A 22,229-nucleotide genomic window follows, 5' to 3' on the forward strand; every position below is an offset into this window, starting at 1 on the left:
CCTTCCTCAGCCCTTCGGGCCGCCGAGCACCGCCTCGGACAGCCAGTCCACCGCGTCGGGATAGGTGAACGGGTGCATGAACGCGCCCGCCCGTACGTCCCGGTAGAGCCGCGACAGCGGGTGCGCCCCGGCGTAGGAGGCGCCGCCGACCACCACCAGGCAGTCCGAGACGATCTCGGGTGCCAGCCGGTTGACCATCAGCTTGGCGCACTGGAAGTCGGCCATCATGCGCCGCCCGCGCTCCGCCGGATCACCGTCGAAGCCGTACGCCAGCCAGTCCGCCACCGACAGCGTGCCCGCCACCGTCATGCGCAGCGCGTACAGCCGGGCCTCGATCTCCGCGAGCAGCGTGCGCGTCGCCGCTCCCGCCGCCGAAAGCCCGCCCCGCTTGGCGAGTTCGGCCACCACGACGTCCCGCGCCGCCTGCGCCACCCCCGTGTAGATCCCCAGCATGGTGATCGAACTGACCGTCTGGCCCGCCAGGGACGCGTCCGACCGCTCCCCGACCGGCCCGCGCAGGAACACGTCCCCGGCCCGGACCGGACAGTCCTCCAGGACGACGTCCACGGTGCCGGAGGCCCGCATGCCCAGCCCGTCCCAGTTGTCCAGCACGGTCAGGCCCGGGGTCCCGCGCGACAGCACGGCCGCCGCCGAGCGGGCCACCCCGGCCACCTCCACCTGCGCGGAGACGACGAAGTCGGTCGCGAACGGCGCCATGCTCGCCAGGGTCTTGCGGCCGCTCAGCACCCAGCCGCCGTCCGGGGCCGGCCGCAGCCCGGTCGCCGCCCGGCTGCCGGGGGCGTCCTTGACGGTGGTGCACACCACGGCCTCGCCCGAGCCCATGGCGCGCAGCAGCCGCTCGGCCAGCGCCCGCGGCCCGTCGTCGCCGTGCCGCCACTCGTGGGTGAAGGTCAGCCCCCGGCTGAGCTGCATGTGCAGCGCCAGCGCGGCCGACGCGTCCGCCTCGGCGACCGCCGTCAGCGCCAGGGCGACGTCGTGCAGGGAGGTGACGCCCAGGCCGCCCAACTCCCGCGGCACGGTGGCGCCGAGCACCCCGCCGGCGCGAAGGGCCGCGAACACCTCGGTGCGGAAGGCCCCCTCCCGGTCGGCCTGCCGGGCACCGTCCCGGATCGCGGGCAGGTGCCCGGTGAGCCGCTCCAGCAGGGCCCGGCCGGCCGCGGTCCTCGGCGTGCGCAGATCCGCCGTGACCGCCCGGTACCCGTCGTGTGTCGCCATCGTGTTCCCGCTTCCTTCGCTCGACATCCGGCCGCCCGGTGCGATCGGGACGGCCTCGATGGTGTCCGGTACGGTTCGACGACCGTTCGAAAGCCGCTGCCCCGCCCCCGGAGCCGCTGCCCCGTCCCCGGTCCCGGCCGGCGGGGCGCCGGTCTCCCGCAGGTAGCGGTCCAGCGCCCGCCGGTGGTAGCCGGGCCCGAAGGGCGGCCCGGCCGCCGCGGGGAGCAGCCGCCGCAGCTTCGCCACCGACGGGCAGTGCGAGAAGGCGCTGTCCCCGCCGCCGACGAGCTCCTCGGCCGCCTCCAGGCCCAGCCGCCGCTTCAGGTGGGCCACCAGGTCCCGGACGTCCACGCAGTCGCCGGAGGCCACGTTCACCGTCTCGTTGCGCACGCCCGCGGCGAGCAGCCCGTCCACGAGCCGGACGAAGTCCGCCACGTGCAGCAGGTCGCGCCGGGCCCCCGGGTGCAGCCGGACCAGTCCCGCCCTGACCTGCGCCAGCAGGGCCGGTACCAGCCGGAAGTCGGGCTCGTGCGGCCCGAGGACGTACGCCAGGCGCAGCACCAGGTGCTCGACGCCGGACTCCCGGATCACGCTCTCCAGGGCGTGCTTGTGCCGCCCGTAGCGCGTGCTGGGGACGAGCGGGTCGTCCTCCCGGCCCAGGCAGCCCGGGCCGCCGTACATGCTCACCGTGGAGAGGAAGACCAGCAGCTCACCCCGGTCGCGGCAGCGCGCGACGGTGTCCCGCACCAGCGCGGCCTCCCGCTCGTGCTCGGAGTCCGGCAGGTGCTGGCGGGGCACGCCCGCGGCCAGCACCGTCACCCCGGGGTGGGCCTCGCGCAGCGGCCGCAGGTACCGGGCGATGAATCCCTTGCCGATGATGTCCATGACCGCGTCACCCTAGGGCGCGGGTGCCACGCCCCCCTCGTGCCCGGCTCGACGGCCCGCCCGGACCCGGCCACGGGAAGTCGAGGGGTGGTCGAGAGGACCTGCCTAGCGTCCTTCCCCATGACAGCGAGCATGACCGACGGCGAGTTGGGGCGTGTGCTGCTGACCCTGCGCGGCGTGCAGTGGATCCTGGGCACCAAGGGCGATCCGTACGCGCTGCTGCTCCGTGCGGCCGGTGACGACCGCGCCGAACTGGGCCGGCGGGTCCGCGAGCGCGGCCCCCTGTACCGCAGCAGCGCCGAGGCGTGGGTGACGGCGGACCACGAGGTGGCCGCCGCCGCGCTGGCCGACCGGCGGCTGACGCCCCGGCCCCCGGGGGCAGCGGCCCCGGCCGGTGGGCCGGCCGGCGAACCGGCGCCCTGGGACGTACCCGCCCTGCGCGAGGCGCTGCCGCTCGCCGAGCTGCCCACCGGCCTCGACCGCGAGGAGTACGAGCGGCTGGCGCGCTGGGCCGAACCGGTCCTCGGCGCACGGGCCGTGGGGCGCCTGCGGGCCCCGGCCGTACGGGCCTACCGGAGCCGGGCGGCCGCCCTCGGCGAGCGGTTCGACCTGGTGGACGACCTGATCCGGCCGGCCACCACCGAGACGGCCCGGGTGCTGCTCGGCCTGCCGGGGCACCGGGCCGAGCGCTTCGCCGAGCTGTGCGGCGCGAGCGCCGGAGCGCTGGACGCGACGCTCTGCCCGCCCAGGCTGGACACCGCCCGCAGGCTGGGCGCGGCCCTGCCCGAACTCCGCGCCCTGCTCGCCGAGACGGTCGCGGACGCCCGGAAGGCGGTCGCCGGGAACCCGGACGCCGGGAACCCGGACGCCCGCCCGGCGGCCGGGCGGGTGACCGGGGGAGGCCTGCCCGGGCGGCTGCTGCGGCTCCCGGCCCCGGACGGGCGTCCGGCGGCCGCAGCCGACGACGCGCTGACCGTGAGCGTCCTGCTCGCGACGGTCGGCGTCGACGTCACCACCACCCTGGTCGGCAACGCCCTCGCCCTCCTGCTGGACCACCCCGGGCAGTGGCGGGCCCTGGTCGAGGACCCCGGCCTCGCCACCGCCTGCGTCACCGAGACCCTGCGGCACGCGCCGCCGGTCCGGCTGTACCGGCTGCACGCCCGGCAGGACCTGGAACTCGCCGGGGCCGAGGTGACCGCCGGCGAGGAGGTGGTGGTGCTGGTCGAGGCCGCGCTCCGCGACCCCCGGCGGCACCCCGACCCCGACCGGTTCGACCTCCGCCGCCGCCCCGACGGCCGTCCGCCGCTCCCCGAGGACGGCCACCACGGCGGTCTGGTCGGCCCGGCGGCGCGGCTGGCGGCCGACGCTGCCCTGCGGGCCCTCGCCGCGGAGCTGCCCGACCTGACCCGTACCGGCGAGGTGCTGCGCCGGCTCCGCTCACCGATCACCGGCGGGGTGCTCCGCTTCCCCGCCGCCCGCCACGGAACCGTCCGGCGGCAGATCCCGCCCCGGGCCCGATGAATCCCGAGGAAGGCCCCATGTGCCGTGTCTGTGGAGGACCCGTCCGTCAGTTCTTCGACTTCGGGCGCCAGCCACTGTCCGACGCCTTCGTGGACCCGGAACGCGTCGACGAGGAGTACTTCTTCCGGCTCGCCGTGGGCACCTGCGAGTCCTGCGGCATGACCCAGCTCCTGGAGGAGGTCGCCCGGGACCGCATGTTCCACGAGGCCTACCCCTACCACTCGTCCGGCTCGGCGCACATGCGGCGGCACTTCGAGCAGACCGCCGCCCGGCTGTCCCGGGAGCACCTGCGCGGGCCCGACCCGTTCGTGGTGGAGATCGGCTGCAACGACGGGGTGATGCTGCGGGCCCTGGCCAAGGAGGGCATCCGCCACCTCGGCGTGGAGCCCTCCGGCGGGGTGGCCGAACTCGCCCGCCAGCAGGGCGTCCGGGTCCGCTCCGAGTTCTTCGAGGAGGCGACGGCGGCCGCGATCCGGGCCGCCGACGGCCCCGCCGACCTGGTCTACTCCGCCAACACCATCTGCCACATCCCCTACCTCGACTCCGTCTTCCGGGGCCTGGACACCCTGCTGGCCCGGGACGGCGCCTTCGTCTTCGAGGACCCGTACCTCGGCGACATCCTCGAACGCACCACCTTCGACCAGATCTACGACGAGCACTTCTACTTCTTCACCCTGACCTCGGTGCGGAACGCTGCCGCCCGGCACGGCTTCGAGGTCGTCGACGTCGAACGGCTGCCGGTGCACGGCGGCGAACTGCGCTACACCCTCAAGCGGGCCGGCCGCGGCACCCCGAGCCGAGCCGTGGCCGAACTGGCGGCCGAGGAGCGGCGCCGGGGGCTGGAGGACCCGGGGGTGTTCGACGAGTTCGCCGTCCGCATCGAACGCATCCGCACCGAACTGACCGCGCTGCTGAGGAAGTTGCGCGCGGAGGGCAAACGGGTCGTCGGCTACGGCGCGACCGCCAAGAGCGCCACCGTGACCAACTACTGCGGCATCGGACCCGAGTTGATCGAATGGGTCTGCGACGTGACCCCGGCCAAGCACGGCAAGCTCATGCCCGGCTCGCACATCCCGGTCCGCCCCAGCGAGGCCCTGGCCCACCCCTACCCGGACTACGTGGTGCTGTTCGCCTGGAACCACGCCGAGGAGATCATGGCCAAGGAACGGCTGTTCCGCGAGTCCGGCGGGCGCTGGATCGTCTACGCGCCGGAGGTCCGCGTCATCTGACCTCGCACCACCCCACCGCCGGCCCCCGCCGGCGCCACCACCAGCAACGAGGACGGTGACATGGAGTCGCGACAACTCGCCGTGGCCGGCGCGTTCGAGTTCCGGCCGCAGGTCTTCACCGACGAACGGGGGCTCTTCGTCTCCCCGTTCCAGGAGACGGCCGCCCGCGAGGCCCTGGGGCACCCCCTGTTCCCCGTGGCCCAGACCAACCACAGCCGCTCCCGGCGCGGCACGATCCGGGGCGCCCACTACACCCTCACGCCCCCCGGGGTCGCCAAGTACGTGTACTGCGCGCGCGGCCGGGCGCTCGACCTGGTCATCGACGTCCGGGTCGGCTCGCCCACGTACGGGCGCTCGGACGCCGTCCTGCTCGACCAGGAGGACTTCCGCGCCGTCTACTTCCCGGTCGGCGTCGCCCACGCCTTCGTGGCCCTGGAGGACGACACCGTGATGTCGTACATGCTCTCCGGCGAGTACGTCCCCGAGCACGAGCTGTCGCTCTCCGTCCTCGACCCGGTGCTCGGCCTGCCGCTGCCGCGCGACATCGACCCGGTGATGTCCGAACGGGACCGCGCCGCGCCGACGCTGGAGACGGCCGAGAAGAGCGGCACCCTCCCGGAGTACCGCGCCTGCCTCGAACTCGAACGGGCACTGTGCGGCCGCCCGGCCCGGTGACCGCCGGCCCGCGCACGGGCGCCGTCGCCGTGGTCGGCGCCACCGGCTGGGTCGGTGGCGCGGTGAGCGCCGCGTTCGGCCGGGCCGGCCGGCCCGTGCTCGGGGTCGCGCGCCGCCGGCCCCCGGACACCGCCGGCCGCCGCTTCCACGCCCTCGACGTCGCCGCCGCGGACCCGGCCGAGCTGGCCGCCCTGCTCACCGAGGCCGGCGTGGACACGGTGGTCAACGCGGCCGGCGGCTGGGTCACCGGGGCGGCCGAGAACGAGCGGGCCCACGTCCGGCTGGTGGAGAACCTGCTGGCCGCCTGCGCGCGCACGCCCCGGCCGCCGCGCCTGGTGCAGATCGGCTCCGTGCACGAGTACGGACCGCTGCCCGCCGGCACCGCCGTCGACGAGGCCCGGGCGCCGAACCCCGGCTCCGTCTACGCCCGCACCAAGCTGGCCGGCGCCGAGGCGGTGCTCCGCGCCACCCGCGAGGGCGCGGTGGACGGCGTGGTGCTGCGCGTCGTCAACCTGTGCGGCCCGGGCGTCGCGGCGGGGTTCCTGGGCGCCGCGGTCCGCCTGCTGCGCGCCGCCACCCCGGACCGTCCGGCCGAGCTGACCGTGGCCGAGGCCCACCGCGACTACCTCGACGTCCGGGACCTGGCCCGCGCCGTCCTCGCGGCGGCCAGCGCCCCGGTGACCGGCCAGGTGATCAACGTGGGCCGTGGCGAGGCGGTCCCGGTGAGCCGCCTGATCGACCTGCTCGTCGCCGCCGCGGCCCCGCCGCCCGGCGCGCTCCGGCGGCGCACCGCCCCGGTCGACTCCCGGGGCGGTGACTGGACCCTCGCCGACATCGCCCGCGCGGCCCGGCTGCTGGGGTGGCGACCGCAGGTGGACCTGCCCGCCTCGATCAAGGACATGTGGGACGCGTCCCGTACGGACCACCTGGAGCGAGCATGACCGAAGCAACCGCACGACCCGCGAGCCGGCGGCCCACCGCCGCCACCCCCCTGCGCGTCGCCGCCTCGGCGCGCGCCCGACCCGAGGCGACCGCCTTCCGCCAGGACTTCCGCGACTGGTTCGGCGAGGCCGCGAAGCGCACCTTCACCTGGGTGGAGCGGGTGCCGCTGGACGAACTCGCCGGCTGGCGGACCGACCCCGGCACCGGCAACCTGCACCACCACACCGGCGGCTTCTTCACCGTGGAGGGGCTGGAGGTGCGGATCCCGGAAGGCCCGGTGCCGGCCTGGAGCCAGCCCATCATCAACCAGCCCGAGATCGGCGTCCTCGGCATCCTGGTCCAGGAGTTCGACGGGGTCCTGCACTGCCTGATGCAGGCCAAGGTCGAGCCCGGCAACGCCAACGGGCTGCAGATATCGCCGACCGTGCAGGCGACCCGCAGCAACTACACCGGCGTCCACGGCGGCCGGCCCGTCCCGTACCTGGAACTGTTCCGGGACCCGGGCCCGGACGGCCCGCTGGTCGACGTGCGCCAGTCCGAACAGGGCTCCGCCTTCCACCGCAAGCGGAACCGGAACATGGTGGTCGAGGCGTACCGGGACGTGGAGGTGCACGAGGGCTTCCGCTGGTTCACCCTCGGCGAGCTGCACGAACTCCTCGCCGAGGACGACCTGGTCAACATGGACGCCCGGACCGTGCTGTCCTGCCTGCCGTTCGCCGACGCCCGGCTCGCCCGCGAGCTCGGCCCGCCCGACGACGGGTTCCGGGCGGCCCTGTTCCGCTCCTGCGACCCGTCCGCCGGGGCCCGGCACTCGCTGGACTCCGTGCTGAGCTGGATCACCGAGGCCCGCACCCGCACCGAGGTCCGGGTGCGCCGCGTCCCGCTCGCCGGCCTGCCCGGCTGGCACCGCACCCCGGAGCGGATCTCGCACGAGAGCGGCGCCTTCTTCGACGTCATCGGCGTCCGGGTGGAGGCCGGCGGCCGGGAGGTCGCCCAGTGGTCCCAGCCGATGATCGAACCGCACGGCACCGGCGTGGTCGCCTTCCTGACCCGGCCCATCGACGGCGTGCTGCACGTCCTGATGCACGCCCGGGTCGAGGCCGGCTACATGGACGTGGTGGAGCTGGCCCCCACCGTCCAGTGCACTCCCGACTCCTACGCGCACCTGCCGGCGAGCGCCCGGCCGCGCTTCCTCGACGCGGTGGAGACGGCGGACCGGGGCCGGGTCCGCTTCCGCTCCCTGCTCTCCGAGGAGGGCGGACGCTTCCACCGCGCCCGCAACCGCTACCTGATCGTCGAGGGCGACGACGACACCGACGTCGCCGCCGACGACCCCGACTACCGGTGGATGACCGTGCACCAGCTCGTCGAGCTGCTGCGCCACAGCCACTACCTGAACATCCAGGCCCGCAGCCTGGTGGCCTGTCTGCAGAGCCTGCTCGTCCCCGGCGAGCCGGCGCCGACCGTGGAGAGGAAGGTGCCGTGATGCACCCCGACAACGTACGCCCGGTCACCCGGTGCCGGGTCTGCGAGGCCTCGGACTGGCAGGAGGTGGTCTCGTTCGGCGACGTGCCGCTGGCCAACGCCTTCCTGGAGCCGGCCGCCTCCTACCCGGACGAGCCCGCCTACCCGCTGGGCGTGGTCTCCTGCCGCTCCTGCCGGCTGATGAGCGTCACCCACGTCGTCGACCCCGAGGTGCTGTACCGCACCTACAGCTACGTCACCTCGGACTCGCAGACCATGACCCGGCACATGGCGGAGGTCGCCGAGCTGTGCCGGGAACGGGCCGGCCTCGCCCCCGGCGACCTGGTGGTGGAACTCGGCAGCAACACCGGCCAGCAGCTCGCCGCCTTCGCCCCGCACGGCGCCCGGCTGCTCGGCGTGGACCCGGCCCGCAACCTGACGGCCGCCGCGGACCGGCTCGGGGTCCCCACCGTGCCCGAGTTCTTCACCGCCGGTACCGCCGGGGACATCCGCCGTGACCACGGGCCGGCCCGGATCATCCTCGGCCGGCACGTCTTCGCCCACATCGACGACCTCGCCGGGGTGCTCGCCGGGGTGCGGGAGCTGCTCACGCCCGACGGCGTGTTCGTCATCGAAGTCCCTTACGCGGTGGACCTGTTGGAGAAGAACGCGTTCGACACCATCTACCACGAGCACCTCTCGTACTTCCTGGTCCGCACGCTGGACACGCTGTTCACCCGGCACGGCCTCAGCCTGTTCGACGTGCAGCGGCTCCCGGTGCACGGCGGCTCCCTCCTCGCGTTCGTGGGCCGCCCCGAGCGCAGGCGGCCGGTCGGCGCGGCCGTCGGGGCGCTGATCGCGGCAGAGGAGCGGGCGGATCTCGGCAGCGAGGCCGGCTACCGGGAGTTCGTCCGCGGCGTCCAGACCGTCCGGGAGGAACTGCCCGCCCTGGTGCGCTCGCTGGTGGAGGAGGGCAACCGGGTCGCCGGGTACGGAGCGTCGGCCAAGGGCACCACGATCCTCAACCTCTGCGGACTCGGCCGGGACGAGGTGGCGTACTGCATCGACACCACCGTCCTCAAGCAGGACAAGGTGCTGCCCGGCACCCACATCCCGGTGCGCAGCCCCGACCGGGCGCGGAGCGACCCGCCGGACGTCTACCTGATGCTGGCCTGGAACTACGCCGACGAGATCCTGAGCAAGGAGGAGGCCTTCCTGCGGGCCGGCGGCCGGTTCGTGCTGCCGTTCCCGAAACCCGTCATCGTCTCGGCGGACTCGCTCCGCTGACGGCCCGGCGGCCCGGTGGCCCGGTGGCCCGGGATGGTCAGGCGGTCCGGGCCGCTCCGGCGGACGGGGCCCGGCGGAACGCCCCGGTGGCGTCCCGCCGGGCCCCGCGCCGTGCTCAGGGCCGGTCGTCGCGGGTCACGTACCGTTCGCGCACCCGCCACTGCCCGTCCTCGACGACCAGCAGGTCCTCGCAGACGCACATCAGCAGCAGCCTGGGGTCCTCGCCCCGGCGGGTCGCCACCACCTGCACGTACGAGCGCACCCGGACCGAGCCGTCCGGCGCCGGGGGTTCCACCGCCGCGGTGGACAGCACGTGCCGGCGGACCTCGCCCCCGGCCACCAGGGCCGCGTGCGCGGAGCGCACCCCGGCGGCCAGCGCGGCGCGCCCGCGGACCGGCTCGGGCAGCGACGGCGGCGCGAACAGGCCGTCCGCGGTGAAGGTGGCGGCCCACGCCTCGGCCTCGCCGGAGTCCAGCAGCTGCATCTGCCGGGCGTAGAAGTGCCCCAGGTCGGCGCAGAGCGCCGGGTACGCCTGCTGCGCGGGGCTGACGGTGTCCGTCATGGTTCTCCCTCCTCGTCCGCGGGATCGCGGGACGCTGCCCGGATGGTCGCGCCCGCGCTTGGAGCCGGGCTGGTGCCCGGGCCCGCCTCCGGCTCCAGCCCGGCTCCACCGTTGTTCCGGGGCCGGCCGGAAGGATCCGGAGCCCGACGCCGCGGCCGGCCCCGGAGCGCAGGCCCCGGAGCACCGGGCCGCGCTCCGAGGCGGCCGCCCCGACCCGACGGAGGTGCCCTGTGCGGCTCATCGACCTGTCCTCGCCGGTGGACGCCACGCTCTGGGAACCCGACCCGGTGGAGCACGAGGTCCTCACGCCCCGTGAGGGCGCCGTGCACATGAGCGAGGAGATGCGCACCCACTTCGGCATCGAGGTCGGCCCCGACGAACTGCCCGACGGCGAGTTCCTCTCCCTGGACCGCCTCACCCTCACCACCCACACCGGCACCCACGTGGACGCGCCCTCCCACTACGGGTCGCGGGCCGGCTACGGCGACGGCGTGCCGCGGCACATCGACCGGATGCCGCTGGACTGGTTCCTGCGGCCCGGCCTGGTCCTCGACCTCACCGACGCGCCCACCGGCGTCATCGGCGCGGACCGCCTGGAGCGGGAGTTCGTCCGGATCGGCCGCCGCCCCGCTCCGCTGGACATCGTCCTGCTGCACACCGGGGCCCAGCGCCACCGGGGCACCCCGGAGTACTTCACCGAGTTCGCGGGCCTCGACGGGCCGGCCGTCCACCTGCTGCTGGACCTCGGCGTGCGGGTCATCGGCACGGACGCGTTCAGCCTGGACGCGCCGTTCGGCGACATCATCGCCCGCTACCGGGCCACCGGGGACCGCTCGGTGCTGTGGCCCGCCCACGTGGTCGGCCGGGACCGCGAGTACTGCCAGATCGAGCGGCTCGCCAACCTGGAGGCGCTGCCCGGTCCGGACGGCTTCCGGGTCTCCTGCTTCCCCGTCAAGGTGGCCGGGGCCGGAGCCGGCTGGGCCCGCGCGGTGGCGATCGTCGACGAGTGAGCGGCCGCCGCCCGTGTCCGCGCCCGCACGCCTGCCGGCCACCGCGGGTACCCGAACCTCGCACCGAAGGAGCCCGATGTACGGTCAGGACCTGGCGGAGGTCTACGAACTGGTCTACCGCTCGCGCGGCAAGGACTGGGCCGCGGAGGCCGCCGAGATCACCCGCCTGATCCGGGACCGGCTGCCCGGGGCGCAGGCCCTGCTGGACGTGGCCTGCGGAACCGGTGCCCACCTGGAGGCCTTCGCCGGGAGCTTCGGCCACACCGAGGGCCTGGAGCTCGCCCCGGCGATGCTGGAGCACGCCACCCGCCGCCTGCCCGGGGTGCCGCTGCACCGGGGCGACATGCGCGCGTTCGACCTCGGGCGCCGCTTCGACGCGGTGGTCTGCCTCTTCACCGCCATCGGCTACCTGCCGGACCTGGCCGGCCTGCGGGCGGCGGCCGCCGCGATGGCCCGCCATCTGCGGCCCGGCGGGGTGCTGGTGGTCGAACCCTGGTGGTTCCCGGACCGCTTCCTCGACAACTACGTGGCCGGTGACCTCGCCGGTGACGAGCGGCGCACCGTCGCCCGGATCTCGCACTCCACCCGGCACGGCCGCACCACCCGCATGGAGGTCCGGTTCGTGGTCGGCGAGGCCGGCGGCATCCGGGAGTTCACCGAGATCGACCTGCTCACCCTGTTCACGCAGGAGGAGTACCTGGCCGCGTTCGCGGACGCCGGCTGCCCGGCGGAGTACCTGCGGCCGGACTGGACGGCGCGGGGCCTGTTCGTCGCCCGCCGCGACTGACACCGGGAGCGGTGTCGAACCGGGCGCGAGACGGATGCGAGTGCCGTCGGCTGGGATCGGAGCCCGCCGGCGCCCGTCCGAGCCCGCCGGAGCCGGTCCGGGCCCGTCGAAGCCCGTCGAAGCCGGTACGAGCCCGTCGAAGCCTGTCGAAGCCTGTCGAAGACGAAGGGAAGAGAGTTCCTGTGACCATTCGCGTATGGGGATATCTGGACGAGTACGCCGCGGAGCGGGAGGACATCCTCGACGCGGTGGACACCGTCTTCGGCTCGGGCCGGCTGGTCCTCGCCGACAGCGTCCGGTCCTTCGAGGAGGAGTTCGCCGCCTGGCACGGCGTCCCGCACTGCGTCGGGGTGGACAACGGCACCAACGCCGTCAAGCTCGGCCTGGAGGCCCTCGGGGTGGGGCCCGGGGACGAGGTGATCACCGTCTCGAACACGGCCGCCCCGACCGTGGTCGCCATCGTCGGCACCGGGGCGACCCCGGTCTTCGTCGACGTGCGCGAGGACTACCTGATGGACGTCTCCCAGGTGGAGGCCGCCATCACCCCGCGGACCCGCTGCCTGCTGCCGGTCCACCTGTACGGCCAGTGCGTGGACATGGCGCCGCTGGAGGCACTCGCCGAGCGGTACGGCCTGGCCGTGCTGGAGGACTGCGCGCAGGCCCACGGCGCCCGTCACCACGGCCGCCCGGCCGGGACGATGGGCCGGGCCGCCGCCTTCTCCTTCTACCCGACGAAGGTCCTCGGCGCGTACGGCGACGCCGGCGCCGTCCTCACCTCCGACGCCGAGGTCGACGGCGCGCTGCGCCGGCTGCGCTACTACGGCATGGAGGAGCGGTACTACGTGACCGCGCTGCCCGGCCACAACAGCCGGCTCGACGAGGTCCAGGCCGAGATCCTGCGCCGCAAACTCCGCCGCCTGGACAGTTATATGACGGCTCGTCAGGACATTGCCCGGCGCTACGCCGCGGGGCTGGCCGACACCGGGCTGGTCCTCCCGCAGACGGCCCCGGGCAACGAGCACGTGTACTACGTCCACGTGGTGCGCCACCCGCGCCGGGACGAGATCATCGAAGCGCTGCGGCCGCAGGGCATCGAGCTCAACATCAGCTACCCGTGGCCGGTGCACACCATGACCGGCTTCGCCCACCTCGGCCACGGGAAGGGCTCGCTCCCCGTGACCGAGCGGCTGGCCGGTCAGATCTTCTCGTTGCCGATGTACCCCTCGCTGACCGCGGACGCCCAGGACCGGGTGATCGAGGCACTGCGCGAGGTGCTCAAGAACCTGTCCTGACCGGCCGGCCCGTCCCGTGCGCCGCCGGTCGGGCGAGCCGTGCCGCGTAGAGCCCGTTCTCGCTCCGGCTCAGCGACCGCAGCGCGGTGGCGTGCGGGACGAAGTCCGGGTGGCCCACCGCGCGACGGAAGGAGTCCCGGTCCTCCCACACGGCGATGTTCACGTAGCCGGCCGGGTCGTCCACCTCCCGCAGCAGGGTGTGCCGGACGAATCCCGGCTGCCGGGCCATGAAGGCGGAGGTGCGGTCGAAGACCTCCTCGAACTCCTCGGCCGGCCCGTGCACGGTGAACCGGTTGACGAACGTCACCTCGGCGCCGCCGGGGGCTTCGGGGGACACGTGCTCTTCGTTCGGCATGGCGGGACCGTCCTCGTCTCGTGTGGGCGGATCGGCGGGCGGGGTGTCCGGCACCCCGCCCGGGCGGCTGCGCCGGGCAGCCGCGGACGCGTGCCGCCGAGCCTGACGGCGGGCCGTGGAGGATGCCTCGACAGCGGCTGACCGCCGTCGCGGCCCCGGCGGGCCTGCCGGACGCGCCTCAGCTCCCCGCCGCCTGCCGGACCAGCGGCCGGGCGGCCAGCGCGTCCTCCCGCCGCTCGCGCGCGTAGGCGCGGGTCAGCCGGTCGAAGACGTAGCGGCCGATCCCGTCCCCGCACCGGTCGGTGGCCAGCAGGTGGTGGTCCGCCAGCTCCTCCAGGATGGCCTCCAGGTCCTGGGCCGGGCGGCACAGCAGCTCGGCGGCCCGGCTCGCGGTGAACGGCGTCTCGTCCACCTCGCTGAGCAGCCGGAAGACCTCCTGTTCCGCGCTGGTCAGCCCGTGGTAGCTCGCCTCGAACCGGGAGCGTACGTCCAGCTCGCCGAGCCGGGCCACGTCCAGGATCCGGGGCGTCGCCCCGAGCCGGTCGGCGAGCACCGCGAGCGAGAGGCCCGGGCCCGCCGCGAGCCGGCCGCCCACGCAGCGCAGGGCGAGCGGGTGGCGGCCCAGCAGCTCGACGATCCGCAGCGCGGCCTCCGGCTGCCGCTCGACGCGCTGGCGCCCGGCCAGGGCCGCCAGGATCTCCAGGGCCTCCTCCCGGGGCGGCGCGTGCAGTTCGACGTGCTCGGCCTCCACCAGGGCGGCCATCCGGCGTCGGCTGGTGGCCAGCAGGGCGCAGCGCGGGTCGGCGGGCAGCAGGTGCCGGATGCGGGCCGAGGACTCGACGTCGTCCAGCAGCACCAGGATGCGCCGCCCGGAGGTGCGGGAGCGGAACAGCGCCCCGCACTCCTCCAGGCTCTCCGGGATGCGTGAGGCCGGGACTTCGAGCGCCCGCAGGAAGCCGCGCAGCACCTCCGCGGGGTCGCGCGGCTCGGCGGAGGAGCCGCGCAGGTCCGCGTACAGCTGTCCGTCGGTGAAGCGGGTGCGGAGCATGTGGGCGAGGTGCACGGCCACCGCGCTCTTGCCGATCGCGGGCGGTCCGCTGATCACGCCGATGCGGGCCGCGGTGCCGTGGGCCCCGGGGCCGTCGGGCTCGCGCAGCGCCGCCTCCAGCTCCTTGAGGACGGCCTGTCGGCCGACGAACCCGGCCAGTCCGGCGGGCAGTTGGGCGGGTATCCCGATGGAGTCCGGCGGTGCGAGGGGCGGCGCCGGGAAGACCGCGGCGGGCGGCAGGAGGGGGGTGGAGGGGGCGGGCGCGGGCGTGAGCTCCTCGGCCGGGGCGAGGGCGGGAGCCACCGGTGCGGGCTGCGGGCCGCGCGGCTCCGGCGGGTCGGCGGGCGAGTCGGAGAGCAGGGTGTACTGGAGCCGGGCGAGGTCGCTGCCGGGTTCGAGCCCCAGCTCGTCGATCATCTTCTGGCGCAGGGTCCGGTACACCTCCAGCGCCTCGTGCCGGCGCCCCGACCGGTGCAGGGCCACCATCAGCAGCCCGTGCAGGTGTTCGTGCAGCGGGTGGGCCAGGACCAGCGCCTTGAGCTCGCTGATGAGTTCGCGGTGCCGGCCGGTCTCCAGGTCGGCCTCGATCCGCAGTTCGAGGATGCGGAAGCGCAGTTCCTCCAGCCTGGTCACGTAGGAGAAGAGCCGTCCGCCGGTCTCGACGTCGGCGAGGGCGGGGCCCCGCCACAGGGCCAGGGCCCGCTCGAAGCTCGCCAGCGCCGCCGCGGAGTCGTTCCGCAGGAGGAGCTCCTGGCCCCGCTCGGCCTCCCGCTCGAAGAGGCTGACGTCGAGGCTGTCGTCCGGGATGCTGAGGATGTAGCCGCCCGGCTGGGTCTGCAGGAGGTTTCCCAGGCCCTGCTTGAGCAGGAGCTTGCGGAACTTGTAGATGTACGTCTGGAGGGTGGTGACCGCGCTCGGGGGCGGGAGTTCGGGCCACAGCTCGTCGATCAGCTCGGGCGCCTGCACCACGGTGTCGTGCCGCAGGATCAGCAGGGATATGACCTGACGCGGCTTGGGCGCGGTCGGCATGATGTTGCGCCCCCGCCACAGGATCTCGACGGGGCCCAGAAGCCGGTACTCCAAGATGTTCCTCCTGTTCAGGTGGGTCCTGGCGTCTTGTCGTCCTCGTGGCGGAGCGTGGGGGAGCTCCGGTGGGATCGAGCACGCACCTCGTCATCGGGTGATCGTCGCGAGTTCACCGTAAGTCCTTGAATACCCCTGGTCAATGACGGACGGCGGCCCCGGAGGCGCCGGGCGGAATCGCTGACAAAGGGGCGAAATGTCCTGTTCTTCCGTTTTGGAATTCACGGCCGATGGAAAAGTTCCCGTAAAGTCCGGCCCATCGGAAAGTGGCGGATATTCGATCCGTCGGGCTCCGCGTCCGTGGTCGCCGCCCCGACGCGCGCCAGCTCCCGTGATCCGTCCTTCGAGCGGCGTCGACAGTTCGGGTGCCGAGCGGTCCCTTCCCGCCACCGCGGCCCCGCCCGCGACCCGCCACGACCGGCGTGGGCACCGCTTTCCCGCTCCGGGCGGGCGCCGCCGTGCAGGCGTAGTCTCCGGCCAACGGGCGCGGTGTGCGCGCCTGTTCGAGTGGTCCTCCAGCAGGATTCGACCGGAGGGGCGTCCCGCGGGACGGCCGGATCGGGCGTCCGGGCCCGCATCCGGAGCCGCCGCCGGGCCCGTCGGCGCCCTCCACGGGCCATTGAGCCGAACACGAGCCGGTCCGCGCACGATCCCTCCGTGGAGATTACCGATGACGCCGGCCCGGAGATCCGCGGCGGCGGGACCGGAGCAGGGAACTCGGACGAACGCCCGAAGGTAAAGAGGGGGTCGGAATGAGAGCGCCGGAGAATCGCCGTGCGGTCATCACCGGAATCGGGGTCGTGGCACCCGGGGCGATCGGTGTGAAGCCGTTCTGGGAGCTGCTGACGTCCGGCCGGAGCGCCGTCCGCACCATCACCGCGTTCGACCCTTCGCCGTTCCGGTCCCGAATGGCGGCGGAATGCGATTTCGATCCGGCGGCCGAAGGGCTCACGCCCCGGCAGATCCGGCGGATGGACCGGGCCGCGCAATTCGCCGTGGTGGCCGCCCGCGAGGGAATCCAGGACAGCGGAATCGACCCGGACGCCCTGGACCGTTCCCGGGCCGGGGTCGTCATCGGCAGCGCCGTCGGCTGCACCACCAGCCTGGAGAACGAGTACGCCGTCGTGAGCGACAGCGGCAGCCGGTGGCTGGTCGACCACACCTACGCCGTGCCGCACCTCTTCGACTACTTCGTCCCCAGTTCGATCGCCACGGAGGTCGCGCACGACCGCATCGCGGCGGAGGGCCCCGTCTCCCTGGTGTCGACCGGCTGCACCTCCGGCCTGGACGCGGTCGGCCGGGCCGCCGACCTCATCGTGGACGGTACTGCCGACGTGATGGTGGCCGGCGCCACCGAGGCCCCGATCTCGCCCATCACGGTGGCCTGTTTCGACGCCATCAAGGCGACCAGCCCCGACAACGACCGGCCGGCCGAGGCGTCCCGGCCCTTCGACCGCACCCGGCGGGGCTTCGTCCTCGGCGAGGGCGCCGCGGTGTTCGTCCTGGAGGAGCGCGAGCACGCCCGCCGCCGGGGCGCCGAGGTCTACGCCGAGATCGCCGGGTACGCGGCCCGCTGCAACGCCTTCCACATGACCGGACTGCGCACCGACGGCCGGGAGATGGCGGAGGCGATCCGGGTGGCACTGGCGGAGGCCCGCAGGGAGCCGTCGGAGATCGACTACGTCAACGCCCACGGCTCGGGCACCCGCCAGAACGACCGGCACGAGACCGCGGCCTTCAAGCTCAGCCTCGGCGAGCACGCCCACCGCACCCCGGTCAGCAGCATCAAGTCCATGATCGGCCACTCGCTCGGCGCCATCGGCTCCCTGGAGATCGCCGCCTGCGCCCTCGCCATCCGGCACGACGTGGTGCCGCCCACCGCCAACCTGCGCGAGCCCGACCCGGAGTGCGACCTCGACTACGTGCCGCTGGAGGCCCGTTCGGTGGCCGTGTCCGACGTCCTCACGGTCGGCAGCGGCTTCGGCGGCTTCCAGAGCGCCATGGTGCTGACCGAGCCCGGCAGCCGGGGACGGGCCGCCGCATGAGCGGGGGCGACCCGGTCGTCACCGGGATGGGCGTGCTGGCCCCGACGGGCCTGGGCCGTGACGAGCACTGGGCGAACACCCTGGACGGCGCCTCGGCGATCGGCCCGGTCACCCGCTTCGACGCCGGGCGCTACCCCAGCCGGCTCGCCGGCGAGGTCCCCCGGTTCGTCCCCGAGGAGCACCTGCCGAGCCGGGTCCTGCCGCAGACCGACCACATGACCAGGATGGCGCTGGTCGCCTCCGACTGGGCGCTCGCCGACGCCGGGGTCGATCCGGCCGCGCTGCCCGAGTACGGGGCCGGAGTCGTCACCGCCGCCTCCGCGGGCGGCTTCGAGTTCGGCCACCGGGAGCTGGAGAAGCTCTGGCGGCGCGGCCCCGAGTACGTCAGCGCCTACCAGTCCTTCGCCTGGTTCTACGCCGTCAACACCGGACAGATCTCCATCCGGCACGGGCTGCGCGGCCCCGCCGGCGCGCTGGTCAGCGAACAGGCCGGTGGCCTCGACGCCCTGGGCCAGGCCCGCCGCGACCTGCGCCGCGGCCAGCGGATGGTCCTCGCGGGCGCGGTGGACGGGTCCCCGTGCCCCTGGGGGTGGGTCGCCCAGCTCAGCACCGCCCGGATGAGCCGGCGGACCGACCCGGCCCGGGCGTACCGCCCCTTCGACCCCGAGGCCGACGGCTACGTGCCGGGCGAGGGCGGAGCGCTGCTCGTCCTGGAGCGAGAGGACGCGGCCCGTGCGCGGGGAGCCCTGGGCGACGGCCGCTGGTACGGCCGGATCACCGGCTACGCGGCCACCTTCGACCCGCCACCGGACTCCGGGCGGCCCGCGAACCTGCTGCGCGCCGCCCGCGCGGCCCTCGACGACGCCGGGCTGCGGCCCGGCGAGATCAGCGTGGTCTTCGCCGACGCGGCCGGCACCCGGGAGCAGGACGCGGTCGAGGCCGAAGCCCTGCGCAGCCTCTTCGGCCCGTACGGCGTACCGGTCACCGCCCCCAAGACCATGACCGGACGACTGAGTGCGGGCGGCCCCGCGCTCGACGTGGCCACGGCCCTGCTGGCCCTGCGCGACGGCGTCATCCCACCGACCGTCAACGTCGCCCGGCCCCTGCCGGACCACACCCTCGACCTGGTGACGAGCCCGCGCCGGGGCCCGCTGAGCACGGCGCTGGTCCTCGCCCGCGGGCACGGCGGGTTCAACTCGGCGCTGGTCGTGGCCGGACCCGGCGGGCCGTCCGATCCCACCCAACCGTGACCGGAGAAGAGACCACCATGACCCAGCTGACCACCGACCGGCTCCTGGCGATCCTGCGCGAGTGCGCCGGCGAGGGCGACCCCCTGGAGCCCACCGACCAGCCCGAGGAACTCGACTTCGCCGACCTGGGCTACGACTCGCTGGCGCTGCTGGAGGCGCTCGGCAGGCTGAAGCGCGAGTTCGGCGTCGACGTCGAGGAGGAGGAGTTCGCCGCCGTCCGGACCCCCGCCGAGCTCACTGCGCTCGTCAACCGCCTCCTGGCCCGGTCGCCCTCCGCCTGACGACCGCACCCCCGATGATGACCGGCGGTACCACCCCGACCTGACGGTGCGCCGGGCGGTGTGAGCCGACGGGAGCGCGCCCCGGGGCCGGCGTCCTGCGGCCGGCCCCGGGCCCTCGCCCGCGGATTCCTCGCCTGCGGGAGTTCTACGCCCGGTCGATGCCGACGTCGAACACCGCGCGCGGGATCGCGCCGGGCCCGGCCGGGTACCAGGGCGATGCCACGGCTGCCTGCGCCGACGCCCGCCTGCGCTGGAAGTCGCGCCGGTGACGAACAGCTGCCGGGGGCGGCGACGGGCCCACCTGCCCGTCGCCGCCCCCGTGGGACCGCGGCAGCTACGGCGCGGCGCCGATGACGGCCTTGCCGATCCGCTGCTGCTGCTGTGTGGTCAGCGGCATGGTGACCGCCTGCTGGGCGTCGACCCATCGGAAGTTGTGCAGACAGACCACCCGAGGGTGCTGCGCAGCGATGGCCCGGTAGTCGGCGTTGTTGCCGGCGATGGTCTGGTCGGTCGCCGCCTCGCAGCCGTTGGCGCCATGGATGATCGACTCCGGGAACAGCACCAGGTGCTGGTCGGGCGAGGCGAGGACGCCTTGCAGGGCGGACAGCTCCTGCTCGATGACGGCGCGACCGGGGCAGTAGTGGTCGAAGCCGACCAGGTCGACCCCGCTGGGCACCGGCGCCGTCAGGTTGGCGGCGTCCGTGGTGTATTGCAGCATCTTGCCGGGGAAGGCCGCCTGCACCTGGTCCGCCTCGGTCTGGACCTGGGCGGCGTCGAAGCCCTGGTTGTACGGCTCGTCCAGGGTGTAGACCGCGGAGACCTTGTCCAGGTTGGCGCCGATCCGGGCGACCAGGCCGGCCAGCGCCGCCGGCGCGTCCGGATTCGGCAGGCTCTTCCCGGGCCGGGCCGGGTCGGGGCGCGCGACCTGCCCGCCCACGTCGATGACGCAGGAGGCGGGGCGGCAGTAGTCCAGGAAGCCCGCGTAGCGCGGGTCGGTGAGGTCCTGCCGGATGAAGCTGTTCATGTTCGTCCACGGCGCGACTTCGGAGCTGTGGTCGAAGCTGTTGTTCGGCGGGTCCGGATCCATGATGTCGAAGTAGCCGTAGTAGTCGAGCCCGCCGAGCATGCTGACCCGCAGGTCGTCCGCCGCACCGGTCGTCCCCGGCGTGGAGCGCTGGGAGCCGAGGTGCACGTAGCCGTCGCGGGGCAGGGCGGCGGGGGTGGCCCCCGCGAAGACCGTGGTGCCGTTCACCGTCACGGTGGCCTGCCGGGCGCTGCCGCCGGTGAGCGTGAGCGAGACGTCGTACGTGTCGGAGCCCGGCGCGACGGAACCGGAGAGCAGGGGCAGCGTCCGGCCGCCCTGGTACAGCCCCAGCGCACCGTCGGCCCGGACTTCCAGGCCGAGCGCGACGTCGTCGGCGTCCACCGCCCCGGTCGCGTCGGAGGCATTGCTGACCAGCAGCGTTGCCGTGTCCGGGCCGCTGGTGGAGCCCATGGTCGGGGTCAGCCGGGCATGCACGGTGTACGAGCCGGAGAGGTCGGCTGTGGCGGGCTTGTTCAGCCGCACCGCGGCGGTGCCCTGCGGGAAGGACAGCGCATTGGGCGCGTCCGGGCTGTCGACCCGCACCGCGCCTGCCGGAGGCGTCGCCGCCGGATCCCGCTTTCCGGACACCGCCGTGTAGTTGGCGGAGACCAGCGTGGGCTGGCGAGCGCTCAGCTCCTCGTTGAGGCCGCCGTCGGTGCCGGCCACGGGGCCGTCGAAGGTGTCGACGAAGGGCTTGGCGCTCGCCGTGGCGACGGCGTCGATCCGGCTCACGGAGACGCCGGTACGGTCGCCGTCACCGAACGCCGTGACCTCGCCCTGGGTGGAGAGGGAGGCCCCGAGGTAGAGGAAGGCGCTGCCGGGCCAGCGGTTGACCGTCGTCGGGCCGAGGACCGCGAACGCGGTGCCGTTGACGGTCAGGATGACGGTTTCGTCGAGGCCGGTGGACACCTTCAGCGAGACGGCGTACTGGTCGGCCGGCGCCACCGCCCCCTGCCAGAAGGGGCTTTCACCGCCGCCGCCATGGAACAGCGCGAGTCGGCCCGAGGAGGTGACGGTCAGTCCGAGGTCGACGTCGTCGTTGGCGACGTACCCGGTGGCGCGGTGGCTGCGGCTGAGGACGAGCGAGGCCCAGTCGCCGCTGGAGGTGTCCCCGACCGCCGGGTCCACCACGGTGGAGACGGTGTACGTCCCGTCGGCGCCGGCGATCACGGGGGCGCTGAGCATGATGGCCGCGACGCCCTGGGTGAACACCAGCCGATTGGGCCGGTCGGCCGTACTGACCTGCACGGCCGAGGAGTCCGGCGGCACCTGGGTGTCCCCGCGGCCGGAGGTCCTGGTCCATGACACCGCCCGGGCGCTGCCCTGCTGGCGCTGCTCCAGGCCGACGTTGAGTCCGTGCAGCGGCACGGTGTTGAGCGCCGGATCCTGCCGGAAGGAGTCCGCGAAGGGGCCGGCGGCGGTCAGGTCCACGGGGAGCGGGGCCGAACGTGACGGCGCACCGGCCGCCGAGGCCGGGACGGCGGCGATACCGAACGGGAGGGAAGTCAGGCAGACGAGGGCCGTGGAGAGGAGTCCACGGCCCAGCCATCGGGCGAGTGTCACGGGATCAGCTCCAGTGGCCGGCGCTCGGGAGGTCGTCGGGCTCACCGAACCGGGCGCCGGAGATCGGGGGGTCGGTGTCGTGTCCGGCGCCGAAGAACTCCTGCGCATCCCGCGCCGTTCGCTGACGACCTTATAGGTGCGGATGCCGTTCCGGTCGCCGTTGACCGGTGTGTCCGCCGGGTTCCCGCACCTGACGGCGTGTCCGGCGCAGCTCGGGGCATCGCAGGGGTGCGGACCCGCTGAGGAAAGAGGCGTGTCCTGGACCGGACCGCGGCCATGACCCGTGGGCGAGGCGGGCGCCGCAGCCGGTGCAGCGGAAGGGCATCGCGCCGGCACACCGGCGCCCTGACGCTGCAGGAAGTCACCCCTGTGCCCCGGTGCGGGAGGGGCCCTCGCACACCGGGGGGCACAGGGGTGACTTCGTTCGGGCGGGGCGTCCCCGTCAACCGGTCAAACCCGTGTGGCTGCTGCGGCAGAGGCTGTCAGAAGTCGTGGTCGTACACCGCGGTGACGGGGGCGTGGTCGGACCAGCGCTCGGCATGGGTGTCGGCGCGCTCGACGTACCCCTCGACGGCCTTGGCGGCGAGGCCCGGCGTGGCGACCTGGAGGTCGATCCGCCAACGAATCGCG

At 74.5% G+C, this 22,229-nt stretch carries 17 protein-coding genes and 1 pseudogene; 12 read left to right on the forward strand and 6 right to left on the reverse strand.

Annotation, left to right across the window (positions count from 1 at the left end; all coding sequences use genetic code 11):
• Positions 1–6 precede the first annotated feature (6 nt).
• Positions 7–2,121, reverse strand: a complete 2,115-nt coding sequence (locus ACH5AR_RS03990) for an NAD-dependent epimerase/dehydratase family protein (RefSeq protein ID WP_396299801.1) — start codon at positions 2,119–2,121, stop codon at positions 7–9.
• A gap of 120 nt (positions 2,122–2,241) precedes the next feature.
• On the opposite strand from ACH5AR_RS03990, the gene ACH5AR_RS03995 reads away from it, so the two are divergent.
• Genes ACH5AR_RS03995 through ACH5AR_RS04020 form a run of 6 tightly spaced genes read left to right on the forward strand, consistent with a single transcriptional unit; the run spans position 2,242 to position 9,239 of the window.
• Positions 2,242–3,642, forward strand: a complete 1,401-nt coding sequence (locus ACH5AR_RS03995) for a P450-derived glycosyltransferase activator (RefSeq protein ID WP_396299802.1) — start codon at positions 2,242–2,244, stop codon at positions 3,640–3,642.
• A 17-nt stretch (positions 3,643–3,659) separates the two neighbouring features.
• Positions 3,660–4,871, forward strand: a complete 1,212-nt coding sequence (locus ACH5AR_RS04000; RefSeq protein WP_396299803.1) for a methyltransferase domain-containing protein — start codon at positions 3,660–3,662, stop codon at positions 4,869–4,871.
• Between the two features lie 60 nt (positions 4,872–4,931).
• A complete protein-coding gene (locus ACH5AR_RS04005) occupies positions 4,932–5,546 on the forward strand; it encodes a dTDP-4-dehydrorhamnose 3,5-epimerase family protein (protein WP_396299804.1) in 615 nt (204 codons plus the stop codon).
• The gene (locus ACH5AR_RS04010; protein ID WP_396299805.1) at positions 5,543–6,487 is read left to right on the forward strand and encodes an NAD-dependent epimerase/dehydratase family protein; all 945 of its coding nucleotides are present in this window, start codon (positions 5,543–5,545) and stop codon (positions 6,485–6,487) included. The genes ACH5AR_RS04005 and ACH5AR_RS04010 overlap by 4 nt, the downstream gene beginning before the upstream one ends.
• Positions 6,484–7,974 (forward strand): NDP-hexose 2,3-dehydratase family protein, encoded by a 1,491-nt coding sequence (locus ACH5AR_RS04015; protein WP_396299806.1) that lies wholly within the window; start codon positions 6,484–6,486, stop codon positions 7,972–7,974. The genes ACH5AR_RS04010 and ACH5AR_RS04015 overlap by 4 nt, the downstream gene beginning before the upstream one ends.
• Positions 7,974–9,239, forward strand: a complete 1,266-nt coding sequence (locus ACH5AR_RS04020) for a methyltransferase domain-containing protein (protein WP_396299807.1) — start codon at positions 7,974–7,976, stop codon at positions 9,237–9,239. Before ACH5AR_RS04015 ends, ACH5AR_RS04020 begins: the two co-directional genes overlap by 1 nt.
• A gap of 115 nt (positions 9,240–9,354) precedes the next feature.
• Here ACH5AR_RS04020 and ACH5AR_RS04025 read toward each other — a convergent pair whose 3' ends face one another.
• Positions 9,355–9,801, reverse strand: a complete 447-nt coding sequence (locus tag ACH5AR_RS04025; protein ID WP_396299808.1) for a nuclear transport factor 2 family protein — start codon at positions 9,799–9,801, stop codon at positions 9,355–9,357.
• 230 nt (positions 9,802–10,031) lie between these two features.
• Here ACH5AR_RS04025 and ACH5AR_RS04030 point away from each other — a divergent pair, with 230 nt between their 5' ends.
• The 3 genes from ACH5AR_RS04030 to ACH5AR_RS04040 all read left to right on the forward strand — a co-directional run bounded on the left by ACH5AR_RS04030 (position 10,032) and on the right by ACH5AR_RS04040 (position 12,890).
• Entirely contained in the window at positions 10,032–10,811 is a 780-nt protein-coding gene (locus ACH5AR_RS04030) for a cyclase family protein (RefSeq protein WP_396299809.1), read from the forward strand.
• A 76-nt stretch (positions 10,812–10,887) separates the two neighbouring features.
• Positions 10,888–11,598: a class I SAM-dependent methyltransferase gene (locus ACH5AR_RS04035; RefSeq protein ID WP_396299810.1), complete on the forward strand. Its 711-nt coding sequence runs from the start codon at positions 10,888–10,890 to the stop codon at positions 11,596–11,598.
• 182 nt (positions 11,599–11,780) lie between these two features.
• Positions 11,781–12,890 (forward strand): DegT/DnrJ/EryC1/StrS family aminotransferase, encoded by a 1,110-nt coding sequence (locus tag ACH5AR_RS04040; protein ID WP_396299811.1) that lies wholly within the window; start codon positions 11,781–11,783, stop codon positions 12,888–12,890.
• On the opposite strand, the gene ACH5AR_RS04045 is transcribed toward ACH5AR_RS04040, so the two are convergent.
• Together ACH5AR_RS04045 and ACH5AR_RS04050 are read right to left on the reverse strand one after the other, a co-directional pair.
• Complete coding sequence (locus ACH5AR_RS04045) at positions 12,874–13,245, reverse strand: antibiotic biosynthesis monooxygenase family protein (protein WP_396299812.1); 372 nt, start codon at positions 13,243–13,245, stop codon at positions 12,874–12,876. The genes ACH5AR_RS04040 and ACH5AR_RS04045 overlap by 17 nt on opposite strands.
• 178 nt (positions 13,246–13,423) lie before the next feature.
• Entirely contained in the window at positions 13,424–15,376 is a 1,953-nt protein-coding gene (locus ACH5AR_RS04050) for a BTAD domain-containing putative transcriptional regulator (RefSeq protein WP_396299813.1), read from the reverse strand.
• Between the two features lie 752 nt (positions 15,377–16,128).
• Between ACH5AR_RS04050 and ACH5AR_RS04055 the strand changes: the two genes are divergently transcribed.
• Genes ACH5AR_RS04055 through ACH5AR_RS04065 form a run of 3 tightly spaced genes read left to right on the forward strand, consistent with a single transcriptional unit; the run spans position 16,129 to position 18,952 of the window.
• The gene (locus ACH5AR_RS04055) at positions 16,129–17,421 is read left to right on the forward strand and encodes a beta-ketoacyl-[acyl-carrier-protein] synthase family protein (protein WP_396299814.1); all 1,293 of its coding nucleotides are present in this window, start codon (positions 16,129–16,131) and stop codon (positions 17,419–17,421) included.
• Positions 17,418–18,671, forward strand: a complete 1,254-nt coding sequence (locus ACH5AR_RS04060; protein WP_396299815.1) for a ketosynthase chain-length factor — start codon at positions 17,418–17,420, stop codon at positions 18,669–18,671. Before ACH5AR_RS04055 ends, ACH5AR_RS04060 begins: the two co-directional genes overlap by 4 nt.
• Before the next feature lie 17 nt (positions 18,672–18,688).
• Positions 18,689–18,952 carry an acyl carrier protein gene (locus tag ACH5AR_RS04065; protein ID WP_396299816.1) on the forward strand — a complete coding sequence of 88 codons (264 nt, stop codon included), beginning with the start codon at positions 18,689–18,691 and terminating at the stop codon, positions 18,950–18,952.
• Between the two features lie 334 nt (positions 18,953–19,286).
• Here ACH5AR_RS04065 and ACH5AR_RS04070 read toward each other — a convergent pair whose 3' ends face one another.
• Entirely contained in the window at positions 19,287–21,599 is a 2,313-nt protein-coding gene (locus tag ACH5AR_RS04070; RefSeq protein WP_396299817.1) for a hypothetical protein, read from the reverse strand.
• A 482-nt stretch (positions 21,600–22,081) separates the two neighbouring features.
• Positions 22,082–22,219: pseudogene (locus tag ACH5AR_RS04075) on the reverse strand (exodeoxyribonuclease III); the annotation flags it as partial.
• Positions 22,220–22,229: the final 10 nt, after the last annotated feature.

It is taken from the genome of Kitasatospora sp. NPDC018619, from assembly GCF_044391605.1.
GTDB lineage: Bacteria > Actinomycetota > Actinomycetes > Streptomycetales > Streptomycetaceae > Kitasatospora.

Bases quoted from the DNA above. Each gene is read 5' to 3' on its own strand.
- ACH5AR_RS04005 (WP_396299804.1), top strand. From the start codon at position 4,932: ATGGAGTCGCGACAACTCGCCGTGGCCGGCGCGTTCGAGTTCCGGCCG.
- ACH5AR_RS04060 (WP_396299815.1), top strand. From the start codon at position 17,418: ATGAGCGGGGGCGACCCGGTCGTCACCGGGATGGGCGTGCTGGCCCCG.
- ACH5AR_RS03995 (WP_396299802.1), top strand. From the start codon at position 2,242: ATGACAGCGAGCATGACCGACGGCGAGTTGGGGCGTGTGCTGCTGACC.
- ACH5AR_RS04035 (WP_396299810.1), top strand. From the start codon at position 10,888: ATGTACGGTCAGGACCTGGCGGAGGTCTACGAACTGGTCTACCGCTCG.
- ACH5AR_RS04015 (WP_396299806.1), top strand. From the start codon at position 6,484: ATGACCGAAGCAACCGCACGACCCGCGAGCCGGCGGCCCACCGCCGCC.
- ACH5AR_RS04000 (WP_396299803.1), top strand. From the start codon at position 3,660: ATGTGCCGTGTCTGTGGAGGACCCGTCCGTCAGTTCTTCGACTTCGGG.
- ACH5AR_RS04055 (WP_396299814.1), top strand. From the start codon at position 16,129: ATGAGAGCGCCGGAGAATCGCCGTGCGGTCATCACCGGAATCGGGGTC.
- ACH5AR_RS04025 (WP_396299808.1), bottom strand. From the start codon at position 9,801: ATGACGGACACCGTCAGCCCCGCGCAGCAGGCGTACCCGGCGCTCTGC.
- ACH5AR_RS04045 (WP_396299812.1), bottom strand. From the start codon at position 13,245: ATGCCGAACGAAGAGCACGTGTCCCCCGAAGCCCCCGGCGGCGCCGAG.
- ACH5AR_RS04065 (WP_396299816.1), top strand. From the start codon at position 18,689: ATGACCCAGCTGACCACCGACCGGCTCCTGGCGATCCTGCGCGAGTGC.
- ACH5AR_RS04020 (WP_396299807.1), top strand. From the start codon at position 7,974: ATGCACCCCGACAACGTACGCCCGGTCACCCGGTGCCGGGTCTGCGAG.
- ACH5AR_RS03990 (WP_396299801.1), bottom strand. From the start codon at position 2,121: ATGGACATCATCGGCAAGGGATTCATCGCCCGGTACCTGCGGCCGCTG.